Below are 14,481 nucleotides of genomic sequence, written 5' to 3'. Positions count from 1 at the left end.
CCTTCGCCCGGGACGGCGCCCGATCCAGGAGGAGGATCCATGGGCAACATTGCAACCATCCACAACGGCGTGAACGTGGATGCCCTCAACACCACTGTCGCGATGGTGAAGGCCAATCCCGCCCTCGCCAAGTTCACCTTCAGGTCCCGGGCCAAGTGGATCAACGGCGCCCATTCCCAGAGCACCTTCGATTCACTCTACGGGGCCGGGATGGAGCACATGCGGGGTACGCCGATGTTCCTCGAAGCCGATGAACCCGACGCCCTGCTGGGTACCGACCTGGCGCCCAATGCCGGGGAGGCGGCGCTCCACGCCCTCAGCGCCTGCCTCAGCGTGACCTACGCCTACACCGCCACGGCCATGGGCCTCGACATCAGCAGCCTGAGCTTCGACATGGAGACGGATACGGACCTCCAGGGGTTCCTGGAGTTGGACAAGAACATCCGGCCCGGCCTTTCGCAGATCCGCGTGAAGGTGAACCTCGCCTGCAGCGGCACGCCGGCGCAGATCCAGGAGCTCCATGACAAGGTGATCCGCACCTCGCCTCTGTACGACACCTTCAAGAACCCGGTGGACATCAAGCTGAGCCACTGAGGATTGGATCACGGCAGTAGCAAGCCTGCTCTGAGTGGGGCGGCATGGCCTGGGCCAGCCGCCCCACTGTGATGTACGGGATTCCCCCGGGCGATGGATTCACGCTCGAATCGATTGGAAGAGGGGAGATGGTGCCTCTGAATCAGGATTCGCAGCCTCCGGAAGACGTGGGGCTCCGAATCCCTCAAATCCCTCGAAAGTGGATTGAATCGTCTGAAGCATGAAATAAGCCCTCAAAACGCCAGTCCAAGGGGCAGGTCCAGCATTGATTACCCTCATGTGATTAATATCACAAAGCCGGATTCATGATCGTTAAATCAAGCTATGAAATTCAATGTAATAGCTGGAGAACCTGGACAACTCCGCGACCCTCGCTTTCCAACCGAGTTTTTACCCTGAGTGGATTCCGTCCCTGGAGAGTGGTTGTTGACTGGTCCCTCGCTCATGCAGAAGATCGCCCGACGCGCCGTCATCGGGCTCGGCATGACCATCTGCACGGTGGGAATTCTGACGCCTCTCGGTGCTGTTCTGGGTTTGCGGTACTTCGCCGCCATGAACCAGGGCATGGTTCCCATGTCCCCCGCGGCGGCTGGCTTGGTGCTGTTGCTGGGTGGGGCGTTGCTGATGGAGACGGCCTGGCCGGGCTCTGCGCGGATGCGGCAGGTGGTCCGAGGAATGGCTCTGGTTGGGCTGTGCCTTGGCCTGGCCGTGGTGGCGGGGCGCCTGTTGGGGCCTCTTCCGGTCCTCGGGCGCGGGGCGATTCCTGGACGACCTGCGTCGCTTCTCACGGGGCTGGCCGTTTCCTTCTCCGCGCTATCCATGCTCGTTCGCCAGACCGGTCTGAGGCTGCGCTGGCGGATGCGGCAGGCCGCCTCGCTCCTGGCCCAGGTTCCCCTGGTGATCGGTACGGTGGTGCTGATCAGCTATGCGGCCGGGGCTCCGCTTCTGTACGAGTCGGGTCTCACGCCCATGTCCCTGCCTTCGGCGTTCTGCGCGGTGGGATTCGGCCTTGCGCTGATGCTCGCGGCCGGATGCGATACCTGGCCCTTGGCCGTGTTCGGTTTTGTGCCTGGGCACGGGCGCAGTCCTCAGCCCCTTTGGTTCACCACGGGCCCCCTGGCGCTGTTCCTGCTGCTCGGCGTGCTTGTCCTCAGCGGCGGTTCGTTCTTCCTTAGGGCCCAGCTCAAGGCGACTCGCGCGCAGGTGCAGACGGAGCTGTCGACCATCGCGGAGTTCAAGGCCCATCAGATCGGGGCTTGGCTGGCTGAACGCCGTGCCGTCGCCGATCGGGTATCTCGAGGGAACCTGATCCAGGGCGCGTTCCGGCGGTTCCTGGCTGAAACACCTGGGGCGCCGCCAGAAGCGCAGCTGCGGGCCTCGATGGAAGACCTGCAGCGCGGGACCTACCGGCGGGTGGTGCTGTTCGACCGGCAGGGCCGGGTCCGGATCTCGGTACCCAGTGAAGAGGCCTTCAGTGATGAAGACATGGATGCCTCCGAACTCCAGGCGGCTCTGCGATCCAAGGAGGTCATGATCCGCGACCTCCATCAGCACCCGGGCAAACCGGATATCCACCTCAGCCTGTGGATTCCGATCGGGGCGAATCCGGAGCCTGGCTCGCTGGCCGAGGGAACCCTGCTGCTGGTCATGGACCCCCGGACGTTCCTCTACCCGCTTGTCAGCTCCTGGCCGACGGCCAGCCCCAGCGCCGAGACGCTGCTGGTGCGCCGGGAGGGTGACGAGATCCTCTACCTGAGTGAATTCCGGAACCGGGCCCAGCCGGCCATGAGTCTCCGCCTGCCCCTGAAGGCAGATCCCGGCATGCCCTCGGCCCTGGCCGCGCGCGGCCAGGAGGGCTTGGTGGCAGGCTTGGACTATCGCGGAGAACCTGTTCTGGCAGCCATCCATCAGGTTCAGGTCATGCCCTGGGGTATGGTGACCAAAGTGGACGAGGCCGAAGTGTACGGCCCCCTGCGCCGGCGGGTCTGGGTCGGTGGGATCGGGCTCATCGGTATCGTGATCATTGTCGCCGCCGGACTGGGCCTGATGGTGCGGCATCACGACGCCGAAATGGTTCGCAAGCAGCTGAACCTTTCCCAGCGCTTCGAATGGCTCATGCGCCAGGCCAACGACATCATCCTGCTCATGGATGGGGACGGGTGGATCCGGGAGGCGAACACCCGGGCGGTGGAGCATTACGGGTATTCCCTCACGGAACTTCAGGGCATGAGTGCGATGGACCTGCGTGCGGTGGAGACTCGCGATGAGGGGTTCTCTCTGTTCGCCAAGATGAAGGCCCAAGGGGCGATCCGCTTCGAGACGATCCATCGCCGCAAGGACGGCAGCACCTTTTCAGCGGAAGTCAGTGCCAAGGTGGTGGACCTGGGGGACGAGCAGATCGTCGTCAGCTTCATTCGAGACGTCACGGAGCGCCAAGCCCAGCAACGCGAACTCCAACGCATGACCCAGCTCTATGCCGCCCTCAGCCAGGTGAGTCAGGCCATCGTGTGGGCGGGTTCCCGCGAAGGCCTTTTCGCGAGGCTCTGCGAAGCCCTGGTGAAGTACGGGCGATTCCGGATGGCCTGGATCGGCTTGGACGATCCCATCACGCACCGGGTGACCAGGGTCGCCCAGTGCGGCGACACGGTGGGTTATTTGGACGCGCTTGAGGTGCGCAGCGATGACACGCCCATCGGCCACGGACCCATGGGCACCGCGATTCGGGAGGGCAGCCACTGCCTCTTCAACGATTACCTGGGCCTGCCGGATTCAGGTGCCTGGCGGGAGGCTGCGACCCGCTCCGGCTTCGCCTCCGCCGCCGCCTTCCCCATCCGCGAAGGAGGGAAGGTGATCGGCGCCCTGGCCGTCTATGCCGGAGAGAAACATTTTTTCGGAATCCACGAGACCGAACTGCTCGTCGAGGCAGCCATGGATGTGTCCTACGCTCTGGACCATCTGGCGGGTGAGGAACGCCGCCGCGAGGCCGAGGCCGCGCTGAAGAAAAGCGAGCGCCTGCTGAGGGAAGCGCAGGAAGCTGGCGGCATCGGGACCTATACCTGGGACATCGGGAAGGACCGGTGGACGAGCAGCCCCTACCTCGACCGGATCTTCGGCATCGGGCCTGACTATCCCCGGACGCTGGCTGGCTGGACGGGTCTCGTCCCTCCAGGCGCCCGCGATCAGCTCGCAGGATATGTCGCCGGGATCATCGAACGCCGCGAACGCTTCGATCTCACCTACCCCATCGTCCGCCCATCCGATGGGGCCCTCCGATGGGTTCATGGCCGAGGGGAGGTGCACTGGGACCCTGAGGGCCGGCCAGCGGAACTGGTCGGCGTCATCCAGGACATCACCGAGCAGAAGGAAGACGAGCAGGCGCTCCGCAAGATCTCTGTGGCGGTCGAGCAGAGCCCGCTTTGCGTGGTGATCACGGATCCCGAGGGGACCATCGAATACGTGAACCCGAGGTTCACCCAGGTGACCGGCTACAGCTCCGCGGAGGCCATCGGCCAGAATCCCCGCATCCTGAAGTCGCCAGCCACTCCGCCAGGGGTCTACAGACAGATGTGGAATGCCCTGACCCGGGGCGAGGTCTGGGTGGGCGAATTCGAAAACCTCAAGAAGGACGGTCAGCTCTTCCTGGAGCGGGTGACCATCGCTCCCGTCCGGGACGAAGCCGGCGCGTTGACCAACTACATCGCCCTGAAAGAGGACATCACCGAACAGAAGCGGGTTGAGTCTGAACGCAGGCATCTGGAGGCCCAGCTCTACCAGTCCCAGAAGCTGGAAAGCCTGGGGAGTTTGGCGGGTGGCGTGGCCCATGACATGAACAACGTACTGGGCGCCATCCTCGGGACAGCCTCGATCCTCCATGAGCGGACCGAGCCGTCGGACCGCTCGGCAAGGTCCCTCGAGACGATCATGAGCGCCTGCATGCGCGGCCGGGACGTCGTGAAAAGCCTCCTTTATTTCGCACACAAGGACATTCAGGAAGAGCGGCCGGTCGACCTGAATATCCTTATCCAGGAGATGAGCCAACTCCTGAGCCACACCGTCCTGAAGAACATCCAGTTTGAAGTGGATCTCGAGGAAGGGCTGGGGTTCATCCGGGGAGATGCTGGCGCACTCAGCCATGCGCTCATGAACCTCTGTGTGAATGCCTGCGATGCGATGCCCGACGGGGGCACCCTCCGTATCCAGACCACCAGATCTCCCGAGGGTGGCGTGATCCTCAGAGTGCGGGATACGGGCGGGGGCATCCCCCAGGAAATACTCGCCAAGTGCATGGAGCCGTTCTTCACGACCAAGCCCAAGGGGAAGGGCACGGGTCTGGGGCTGTCGATGGTGTACGGCACCATGAAGGCCCACGAGGGGTCCTTGAACCTCCAGAGCCGAGTGGGGCAGGGAACCGAGGCGATCCTGACCTTCCCAGCCTCGCGGGTGGGAGGCTTGCATCCCGAGCAGGATGCGGCCTCCCCGCTGGCGGTGGGCCCAGGAGGTCGGAAGATCCTGCTGGTGGACGACGATGATCTGTTTCGTGAATCTTTGATGCAGGGGCTGGAATTGCTGGGACACCAAGCCACCCAGGCGCCGGAGGGGCGGGAGGCCCTCCGCCTCCTGGAAGAGGGGCTGCAGACGGATCTGGTGATTCTTGACATGAACATGCCCGGGATGAGTGGCGCCCAGGTCCTGCCGCGCCTCCAGGCCCTGCGGCCAGGCATCCCAATACTCGTGGCCACGGGTTACAGCAGCGACCTCATCGCCCCCCATGTGGACGGGCAGCCGCTGGTACACAGCCTGAGAAAGCCTTTCAGCTTGAAGGAGCTCCAGATCAAGCTGGCCGAACTCCTCCACTGAGTCGGAGCACATGATGTCTTCCAGCCAGGCCAGGGGAGCGTCCGCCTGGAGGCCCCCTGAGCCCCGGATCACATCCGATCCAGCCCGTCCTTGCCGGCCATCACGTTCCAAGGCAGGAGTTCGTAGTTGGCGAGGCCAGCCTGGTAGAAGGGATCACCATCGCGCAGGGTGTCCAGGTCCGCCAGGGGATTCTCGTCCTGAACCCGCACGAGCCAGGCGCCGCCGAAGCGCGGATCCAGAGGGCCCGAGGCCAGGAGGATGCCCTGCTTCTTCAGGGTGTCGAGGTAGGCGCGGTGGGCCCCGGTGACGGTCTCCACCTCGGTGAGTGGGCGGCGGTAGCGAACGAGGATGAGGGCGTACATCTGGAGCTTCCTCTGGAGAACCCTCAGTCTCGCACGATGCGGGTGCCCACGGTGGCGGGGTCCTCGGTGGCCAGGGCCTCGGCGGTGGTGATGAGCACTTCGTGGCCGCCGCCTTCGAGATAGGCCAGGGCGCTTTCGATCTTGGGGCCCATGCTGCCGGGCGGGAACTGGCCATCGGCCAGGTGCTTCCGGGCTTCACTCGCCGTGATGCGGTCTACCCAGCGCTGGGAGGGCTTGCCGAAGTCGAGGGCCACCTTGGCCACACCCGTGAGGATGATGAAGAGGTCGGCTCCCAACTGGGCCGCCAGCAGGGCGCTGAGGCGGTCCTTGTCGATGACGGCCTCCACGCCGACCAGGAAGCCGCTGGCATCGCGGATCACCGGGATGCCACCGCCGCCGCCGGCGATGACCGAGCTGCCGGACTGGAGCAGGGTCTTGATGGCGTCGAGCTGGACGATCTCGATGGGCTTGGGCGAGGGCACCACCTTGCGCCAGCCGCGGCCCGAGTCCTCCTTCATCTTCCAGCGCTTGGACCGCATCAGCTCCAAGGCGCGGAACTCGGGATAGAAGGGACCCACCGGTTTCGTCGGGTCCTGGAAGCCCTTGTCCTCCTTGTCCACCACCACCTCGGTGAGGACGGATGTCACCGGCGCATCCAGGCCCATGAAGCGCAGCCGGTTGATGAGCATGCGCTCCAGCATGTAGCCCATGGAGCCTTGGGTCATGGCGCCGCAGATGTCCAGGCTGTAGGGCGGGATCTGGCCGGACCCGGCTTCCTGCTGGATGAGCAGGTTGCCCACCTGGGGCCCGTTGCCGTGCACCACGCAGAGCGCGTAGCCCTCGGCCACCACCCGCGCCAGCATCTCCGCCGTCTCCCGGGCGTTCTCCAACTGCTCCTCCTGGAGCCCGCGCTCCTTCTCTTTTAGAAGCGCGTTTCCACCAATGGCCAGGAGTGCGATCTTTCGGGTCATGCAGTGCCCCGGGAAACGGGGATTCTAGCAAGGTGTAGGGCTGACGGCCATCACAGTGGACGAACCATCAACCCGTGCACCAGCAGCCGGTCCCGATCCACCTGCTCACCCACGCGGAAGATGGCCTCCCCGGCATCGGTGAACCCGGCCTTGGCGTAGAACCGGATGGCGCGGGCATTCTGTTCCCAGACCTGGAGCCAGACGCCATCGTGGCCTGCCGTGGCGGCATGATCCAGAACAGCGGCCATCAGCTCCTGAGCGGCGCCCCGGCCATGCAGCGTGGCATCCACGTAGAACCGGGCCACTTCAAGCGGGTTGACGAAGTGAAAAGAGGCCGTGGCCGACTCCGGCCTGCAGGCCTGAAGCAGGGCATAGCCCAGCAGGGCGCCGGCGCGTTCGAGCACCAGGGTGTGGCAGTCGGGATCGGCCAATTCCGCGGCCTGCTGCCTTGCCCCGAAGGTCCCCGCCAAGTGCAACTCCAGGTTGGAGGCGGGAATGAGACCGGCATAGGTCTCGCGCCAGAGTCGCTCCCCCAGGGCCGCCAAGGCCTGGGCGTCAGTGGGCAGGGCAGTCCGGATCCGCATCCCGCCAGCTTATCAAGAGGCCGAAAACCCGCTAGAATACTCGTTTTGGCGAGCCTCCATGCACATCCAGGAACTGATCCTCCGCCTCCAGCGGTTCTGGGCCGACCGGGGCTGTCTCATCGGCCAGCCCTACGATCTGGAAAAGGGCGCGGGCACCATGAACCCGCTGACCTTCTTCGGGGCCCTCGGGAGCAAGCCCTGGAACGTGGCGTACGTAGAACCTTCCCGGCGCCCGGCGGATGGCCGCTACGGCGAGAACCCCTTCCGCGTCTACAAGCACCTCCAGTTCCAGGTGATCCTCAAGCCCAGCCCCGCCAAGGTGCAGGACCTCTACATCGAAAGCCTGGAGGCCCTGGGCATCGACCTCACCAAGCACGACCTCCGCTTCGAGGAGGACAACTGGGAGTCGCCTTCCCTGGGCGCCTGGGGCGTGGGCTGGCAGGTGGTGCTGGACGGCATGGAGATCAGCCAGTTCACCTACTTCCAGCAGGTGGGCGGCCTGGACTGCCGGCCCGTGAGCGCCGAGCTGACCTACGGCATCGAGCGCATCTGCATGTTCCTGGGCGGCTACGACAACATCTTCGACCTGGTGCATGGCGAGGTGAAGACGGACGATGGCATCTTCCCCGTCACCTACGGCCAGATGCGCCAGCGCGAGGAGTTCGAGCTGAGCGCGTACAGCTTCGAGCACGCGGACATCGACCTGCACCGCACCCTCTTCGACGCCTTCGAGAAGGAGGGTTGGCGTCTGCTCAAGGATCAAGGCCACTTCCTCAGCGCCTATGAGCAGGCCCTCAAGATGAGCCACACCTTCAACGTGCTCGACGCCCGCGGCGCCGTGAGCACCACCGAGCGCCCCGGCATCATCAAGCGCGTGCGCGATCTGGCTTGCGCCTGCGCCCGGGCCTACCTGGAGCATCAGGAGGGCGCGGCCGTACCTGCCGAGGACAACGGGAAGGTGGGTGCGAAGTGAGCGCGACCAGGACCTTCCTGATGGAACTGCACTGCGAGGAGATCCCGGCGCGGTTCCTCACACCGCTGTGGGAGAACTTCGTCCACCTTCTCGAAGACAAGTTGGAGGCATGGTTCCCCACGGGGGATAGCGCCAACTACCGGAAGAACGCGATCGATAATTCGACCGGGCTGTATTCACCTCGCAAACTCGCGTGGCGCTTGGTGGGACTGCCAGCCGTCCAACCCGACCAGACCGAGACCCAGGTCGGCCCACCCCAGCGCATGTGCGTGGGGGAGGATGGCAAGCCCACCATCCAGGGCCTGAAGTTCGCGGAGAAGTGGGGCATGGATTTCAGCGCCGTGCGTTTCGAGCAGCCGGCAGGGAAGAAGGAACCCTGCGCAGTGGTGACGCTCACGAAGCAGGGCCGTCCCACGGTGGACCTGCTGGCTGAGGCGCTACCAGGGCTCATCGCCGGGCTGCACGTGCCCAAGGCCATGCGCTGGGGCAACTCAGAGTTCGAGTTCGTGCGCCCCATCCGCAACATCCTGTGCCTCTTCGGGGATCAGGTCGTGCCCATCACGGTAGATGGTGTGACCGCCACGAACACCACCTGGGGCCATCGGCTCTACCACCGCGAGCATCCCGCTCCTGTGGTGATCGCCACGCCGGGAGTCTATGAGTCAGCGCTGGAGACCGCTGGTGTCGCGGTCAGCGTGGAGGCCCGCCGGACACGCATCGCCCAGCAGCTGGAGACACTCGCCGCCGAGGTGAAGGGCCGCGTGGTGGCCGATGCGGAGCTGCTGGACACGCTGGCCGAGATCGTGGAGTTTCCCAAGATCGTGCGAGGCGACTTCCCGGCGGATTTCCTGGAGCTGCCCAAGGAGGTGCTGGTCACCAGCCTGCGCGAGCACCAGAAGAGCTTCTGCATCGAGGGGCCGGATGGTGCCTTGCTGCCCTGTTTCCTCACAGCCGCCAACCGCACCGACGACCCCGCTGGCTTCGTGAAGGCCGGCAACGAGTGGGTGCTGAAGGCCCGGCTCTACGACGCGCGGTTCTTCTTCGCGGAGGACCGCAAACACCCGCTGTCCGACCGGCTGGAAAAGCTCATGGCGCTCACGTTCCAGCGGGAGCTGGGCAGCTATCACGACAAGACCGGCCGGGTGGTGGCGCTGGTGAAGCACTTCGCCTCCCGGATGTCGGATGACACCGATCACATCGACCGGGCCCTGGAAGCCGCCCGCATGGCCAAGTGCGACCTGCGCACCCTCATGGTCGGCGAGTTCCCGGAGCTGCAGGGCATCATGGGCGGCGAGTACCTCAGGCACGAAGGTGCGCACGAGGAAGTCTGGATGGCCGTGAAGGAGCACTACCGGCCTGTCGGTGCCGACGACGCCATCCCCGGCACGCCCCTGGGCTGCCTGCTGTCCCTCTGCGACAAGCTGGACACCGTGGCGGGCTGCTTCGCCGTGGGGCTCATCCCCAGCGGTTCCAAGGATCCCCTTGCTTTGCGTCGCGCCGGCCAGGGCATCGTGCGCATCTTGTGGGAGCGTGGCTGGGCTTTTCCTCCCGCCGATCTCATCGCGGCGGCCCTCCGCGTCGTCGGCGCGAAAGCCACCAAGCCCACGGCCGAAACCAACGAAGCCCTCATGGACTTCTTCAGGGACCGTGTGGCCTATCAGCTGGAATTGGCCGGATACGCCGGCTCCGTGCGCCGGTCCGCCCTGGCCGCGGGCTGGGAGGACCTGGTGGACCTGAAGGCTCGCTGTGAGGCTCTGTCTGCCTTTGCCGAGGATACCCGCTTCGCCTCCCTGGCCCAGAGCGCCAAGCGCATCGGGAACATCCTGAAGGACGAAGCCCCCTCGACTGACTTCGATGACAGTCTGCTGGCGCAGCCCGTGGAGAAGGTGCTGGCGGCATGCCTGATGAAGTTGGAGCTTGCACCCGACCAGGCTTCGCTGCTCCACGCGCTGGCGAATCTTGCCGGACCCCTGGAAGCCTTCTTCAACGCCGTCATGGTGAAGTGCGAGGACCCGGCCCTCCGCGCCGCCCGCCTCAGCCTCCTCCACCGTCTCCGTCAGGCTTTCCTGCGCGTGGCGGATTTCAGCCTCTGGCAGTAGGTTCCGGTCGAGGTACCATCAGCCAACTCTCCCTATGAAGGTTGGTGGCTCCATGACGATTCGCAAAGCGCAGGTCCCGGCCGTCCGGATGGCTTCGAGGCGATGGCTCGCCTGCTCACTGCTGGTGCTTCTAGCAGTGGCGGGGCCCGCCCTGCGGGCGGCCCGCAAGGAGACCTGGCTGGAGGTTCGGTCCCCGCATTTCATCGCCTACAGCGAGGCGAGCGAGGCGGAGGCGCGGGAGGTCCTCCGGGGTTTCGAGGCCATGCGCTCCGTGTTCTCGGTGGTGCTTCCGGGCCTCCAGGTGGACCTCCACAGGCCCATGATCATCCTGGTCTCACGGGACGCGGAATCCATGCGCCGGTTCGTGCCGCGGCAGTTCGAAGGAAAGGATCCGAAGCGCCCCGGCGGGCTCTTCTGGCAAGGGCAGGAGCGGAACTACGCCCTGGTGCGGATGGACGTGAACCTGCAGGACGACCAGCCCTTCTTTGTCGTCTTCCACGAGTACACCCATTGCGTGGTGCACCAGAACTTCCCAGAGCTGCCGGCCTGGTTCGACGAGGGCATCGCCGATTTCTATGGCGCCACGCAGGTCCGCACCAAGGACGTCTTTCTCGGTCGCGTGCCCCTGGGCCATCTCCGGACTCTCCAGGGTGTGCGCATGCCCCTGGAAGGGCTGCTCACCGTCACCCGGGATTCGCCGTACTACCAGGAAGGCAGCAAGGCGAACATCTTCTATGCCCAGAGCTGGGCCCTGGTCCACCACCTGTTCCTGGACGAGGGGGCACGGAAGGCGGGCCTGCTCGGACGGTTTCTCCAGGCCCTCGAGCGCGAGCCTGATGCCTTGTCCGCGGCGCGCGCGGGGTTCGGAGATCTGAAGAAGCTCGAGAACGATGTGGCCCGATACGCCACCAAGTCGGTGTTCAGCTTCTGGAATCTGCCCCTGAAGGTGGCCCTGACAGGAGCGGATTTCCAGGTTCGTCCGGTGGATGAGGCCGAGGCCCTGGCCGTGCGGGCAGAATTCCTGCTTTATTCGGACCAGCTCCAGGCCGGCGCCGCGCTGGCGGAACAGGCGAAGGGCCTCGCGCCCGGGCAGGCCGCGACCCAGGCCGCCTGGGGCATGGCCTGCCTTCGCCAGGGCCGATACGAGGAGGCCCGGGGAGCCCTGGCGCGTGCTCTGGAACTGGGTAGCCAGGACTTCCGCGTGCCGTACCACCTGGCGCGTCTGCCCCAGGGATCTCAGGCGGACGCCGGGCAAGTCGAGGCCTGGCTGAGGCGCGGGCTGGTCTTGCAACCCGATTTCCCGGACCTCCACTTGGCCTTGGGCCGCGAACTGGCCCAACGGCCCGAGGCGCAGGAACCTGCCGTCCAGGAAGGTCTGGAGGCGGTGAAGCTCAGTCCCAGCGACTTGGTGCTGCGTCTGAATTTCGGATCGCTCCTCATGAGCATGGGCCGGATCCGCGAGGCCGAGGAGGTGGGCCGGCAGGCCGCCCAGATGGCGTCGAGCCAGCGAGAGCGGGACATGCTTCAGTCCTACCAGGAGCACCTGGCCAAGCTCAGGGACCAGCTCGCGGCGCGACCAGTGGCCCCATCTCCGGCAGAACCCGGTGGCGCCCTCGGCCCCTCCGCGCCCCTGGCCGTCAAGGGGGCGAAGCCCTTGAAATTCTGGCTGCCCGACTCGTTGGCAGCCCTCACCGGGCAAGTTCAGATAGCCATCCTGGAAGGGCGGCTGGATGACGCCATCCAGATGGTCCAGGCGGCCCTACCCAAGGCCAAGGGCCAGTACGAGAAACCTTCGCTCAAGTCGCTCCTGCAGGCCCTCAAGGCAAGGAAGGCCGGGCACTGAACGCGCCGACGAGGCGCCACGACGGCGTTGGATCGGGCACACTGGAGGTGGCCTCCGGGGTGGTCCGGCTACCCAGGGGCCCCCGCAGGAGACCCATGCACCACGAGCGCATCGCCATCATCGACTACGGCAGCCAGTACACGCGGCTCATCACGCGGCGGCTGCGGGAGCTGGGGGCTTTCGGGCTGGTCTACAGCAGCGGGACCACGGCGGCGGAGATCACAGGAGCAGATCTGAAGGGGGTGATCCTGTCGGGTGGCCCCAATTCGGTACTGGAACCAGGGGCGCCGGATCTGGATCCGGCCATTCTTGGCCTGGGCGTGCCCATTCTCGGCATCTGCTACGGCCAGCAGCTCCTGGCCCGGAATCTCGGCGGGCAGCTGCACCGCTCCGCGAGTCGGGAATACGGCAAGGCCGAGATCCAGGCCATGCCTGAAGGATCCATGCTCTTCGAGGGGCTGCCCCACGCCCAGCAGGTGTGGATGAGCCACGGCGATCATGTGGAGGTCGCGCCGGCGGGTTTTACGGTCACGGCGAAGACGCCCAGCGTGCCCGTGGCGGCCATGGAGGATCCCAAACGCGGGATCTACTGCCTCCAGTTCCATCCGGAGGTCACCCACAGCACCCAGGGTACGCCCCTGCTGCTGAACTTCCTCAAGCACTGCGGCATGGCCCTGGACTGGAATGCCGGCAACTTCATCGAGGAGAAGGTGAAGGCCATTCGCGGGCAGGTGGGGCAGGGCACGGTGGTGCTGGGCCTCAGCGGCGGCGTGGATTCCAGCGTGGCGGCCCTGCTGCTGCACAAGGCCATCGGCAAGCAGCTTACCTGCGTGTTCGTGGATCACGGCCTCATGCGCAAGGACGAGATGAAGCAGGTGCAAACCTACTTCGAGCCCTTCGAGCTCAACGTGATCTGGGTGGATGCCTCGGATGAGTTCCTCGGGGCGCTCAAGGACATCACCGACCCCGAGCAGAAGCGGAAGATCATCGGCGGCAAGTTCATCGAGGTCTTCGAACGCGAGGCCAGCAAGGTGAAGGCAGACTTCCTTGGACAGGGCACCACCTATCCGGATGTCATCGAATCCAGCGGTATCGGCGGCGCCATCCTGGTGAAGTCCCACCACAACGTGGGCGGCCTGCCGGAGCGCATGAAGCTCAAGCTGGTGGAACCCCTCCGCGAGCTGTTCAAGGATGAAGTCCGGGCCACCGGCCTGGCCTTGGGCCTCCCCGAGGAGATGAACCAGCGGCACCCTTTCCCGGGTCCGGGCCTGGCCGTGCGCCTGCCGGGCGCCATCACCCGGGAACGGGCCACCATTCTGCAGAACGCTGACGCCATCTTCCTGCAGGAACTGCGGGAGAGCGGCTGGTACGGCCGCACCAGCCAGGCTTTCGCGGTGCTGCTGCCCGTGCAGACCGTGGGCATCATGGGCGACGAGCGCACCTTCGAGTGGATGTGCGCCTTGCGGGCGGTCACCAGTGAGGATTTCATGACGGCCGATTGGGCCCGCCTTCCGCATGAGCTGATGGATCGGATCGCCCAGCGCATCGTCCGCGAGGTCAAGGGCATCAATCGCGTGGTCTACGACATCACCTCGAAGCCGCCCGCCACGATCGAGTACGAATAGTGGCCAAGCGACAGGAGCCCGTCCGCAAGTCGGTGAAGGATGTCCTGGAGGACCTGCGGGCGGGACACCGCGAGGCGGCCTTCAGCGGTCCCGAAGCCGCTCTCAAGTACCTGCGCCGAACCTTCGAGGGGCAGGCCAGCCTGCCGAATGCCGTGAAGGCCATCGCCTACGATCTGACCGCGGATGCCCAGGCCCAGTGCGGGTTGTGGGAGGATTGCATCGCTTCAGTAGCTTCGGCCCTGGGCTACCTGCCCGACCTGGAGGCGGCTTTCCCCCATGAGTACCGCCGGTTGCTGGAGGAGCTGACCTGCTTCGAGCGGGGCATCCAGGCGCACAGTGAGCTGGGGGATTTCCATGCCGCCCTGGAGCTCTGCGAGCGGGCCAGCGGCCTGGGTCTGGGCGCCCACTATGCAGCGAAGCGCGATTCGCTGGAGTGGGCCCGGTAGACAGGGGAAGTGACGAGTCCTTCCGAGGCCCCCGCATGGAGGCTTCATGGTTTTTTCCGCCCATGCGATGATCGACTGCGACGGTCAGCCGAGATGCATGCAGGTGAATATCGAATCAGGGAAGGTC

Annotated in this window: 10 protein-coding genes; 7 read left to right on the top strand and 3 right to left on the bottom strand. The window is 65.5% G+C overall.

Annotated features, from left to right (window positions below; translation table 11 throughout):
- Positions 1–39: 39 nt before the first annotated feature.
- Positions 40–594 carry an OsmC family protein gene (locus NOV65_RS04430; protein ID WP_257304698.1) on the top strand — a complete coding sequence of 185 codons (555 nt, stop codon included), beginning with the start codon at positions 40–42 and terminating at the stop codon, positions 592–594.
- A gap of 423 nt (positions 595–1,017) precedes the next feature.
- A complete protein-coding gene (locus NOV65_RS04425; protein ID WP_257304696.1) occupies positions 1,018–5,451 on the top strand; it encodes a PAS domain S-box protein in 4,434 nt (1,477 codons plus the stop codon).
- A gap of 68 nt (positions 5,452–5,519) precedes the next feature.
- On the opposite strand, the gene NOV65_RS04420 is transcribed toward NOV65_RS04425, so the two are convergent.
- Genes NOV65_RS04420 through NOV65_RS04410 form a run of 3 tightly spaced genes read right to left on the bottom strand, consistent with a single transcriptional unit; the run spans position 5,520 to position 7,368 of the window.
- Positions 5,520–5,813, bottom strand: coding sequence for a YciI family protein (locus NOV65_RS04420; protein ID WP_257304694.1), 294 nt, complete (start codon positions 5,811–5,813; stop codon positions 5,520–5,522).
- A gap of 23 nt (positions 5,814–5,836) precedes the next feature.
- Positions 5,837–6,784 (bottom strand): carbamate kinase, encoded by a 948-nt coding sequence (locus NOV65_RS04415; RefSeq protein WP_257304692.1) that lies wholly within the window; start codon positions 6,782–6,784, stop codon positions 5,837–5,839.
- Between the two features lie 50 nt (positions 6,785–6,834).
- On the bottom strand, positions 6,835–7,368 hold the full coding sequence (locus NOV65_RS04410) for a GNAT family N-acetyltransferase (RefSeq protein WP_257304690.1): 534 nt from the start codon (positions 7,366–7,368) through the stop codon (positions 6,835–6,837).
- Positions 7,369–7,426: 58 nt separating this feature from the next.
- On the opposite strand from NOV65_RS04410, the gene NOV65_RS04405 reads away from it, so the two are divergent.
- The 5 genes from NOV65_RS04405 (at position 7,427) to NOV65_RS04385 (ending at position 14,354) form a co-directional block, all read left to right on the top strand.
- Positions 7,427–8,341: a glycine--tRNA ligase subunit alpha gene (locus NOV65_RS04405; protein WP_257304688.1), complete on the top strand. Its 915-nt coding sequence runs from the start codon at positions 7,427–7,429 to the stop codon at positions 8,339–8,341.
- Complete coding sequence (gene glyS, locus NOV65_RS04400) at positions 8,338–10,440, top strand: glycine--tRNA ligase subunit beta (protein ID WP_257304687.1); 2,103 nt, start codon at positions 8,338–8,340, stop codon at positions 10,438–10,440. The genes NOV65_RS04405 and glyS overlap by 4 nt, the downstream gene beginning before the upstream one ends.
- A 52-nt stretch (positions 10,441–10,492) precedes the next feature.
- Positions 10,493–12,283 carry a DUF1570 domain-containing protein gene (locus tag NOV65_RS04395; protein WP_257304686.1) on the top strand — a complete coding sequence of 597 codons (1,791 nt, stop codon included), beginning with the start codon at positions 10,493–10,495 and terminating at the stop codon, positions 12,281–12,283.
- Positions 12,284–12,378: 95 nt separating this feature from the next.
- Positions 12,379–13,908: a glutamine-hydrolyzing GMP synthase gene (gene guaA / locus NOV65_RS04390; RefSeq protein WP_257304685.1), complete on the top strand. Its 1,530-nt coding sequence runs from the start codon at positions 12,379–12,381 to the stop codon at positions 13,906–13,908.
- Positions 13,908–14,354, top strand: coding sequence for a hypothetical protein (locus NOV65_RS04385; RefSeq protein ID WP_257304683.1), 447 nt, complete (start codon positions 13,908–13,910; stop codon positions 14,352–14,354). The genes guaA and NOV65_RS04385 overlap by 1 nt, the downstream gene beginning before the upstream one ends.
- Positions 14,355–14,481 lie beyond the last annotated feature (127 nt).

Source organism: Geothrix campi, from assembly GCF_024609265.1.
Taxonomy (GTDB): domain Bacteria; phylum Acidobacteriota; class Holophagae; order Holophagales; family Holophagaceae; genus Geothrix; species Geothrix campi.
Note: the sequence above shows the minus strand (reverse complement) of the source record. Positions and strands in the feature narration are given on the sequence as shown.

What these genes read in the sequence shown, in the direction of transcription:
- NOV65_RS04430 (WP_257304698.1), top strand. Translation starts at nt 40, where the DNA reads ATGGGCAACATTGCAACCATCCACAACGGCGTGAACGTGGATGCCCTC.
- NOV65_RS04420 (WP_257304694.1), bottom strand. Translation starts at nt 5,813, where the DNA reads ATGTACGCCCTCATCCTCGTTCGCTACCGCCGCCCACTCACCGAGGTG.
- NOV65_RS04415 (WP_257304692.1), bottom strand. Translation starts at nt 6,784, where the DNA reads ATGACCCGAAAGATCGCACTCCTGGCCATTGGTGGAAACGCGCTTCTA.
- NOV65_RS04410 (WP_257304690.1), bottom strand. Translation starts at nt 7,368, where the DNA reads ATGCGGATCCGGACTGCCCTGCCCACTGACGCCCAGGCCTTGGCGGCC.
- NOV65_RS04405 (WP_257304688.1), top strand. Translation starts at nt 7,427, where the DNA reads ATGCACATCCAGGAACTGATCCTCCGCCTCCAGCGGTTCTGGGCCGAC.
- NOV65_RS04395 (WP_257304686.1), top strand. Translation starts at nt 10,493, where the DNA reads ATGACGATTCGCAAAGCGCAGGTCCCGGCCGTCCGGATGGCTTCGAGG.
- guaA (WP_257304685.1), top strand. Translation starts at nt 12,379, where the DNA reads ATGCACCACGAGCGCATCGCCATCATCGACTACGGCAGCCAGTACACG.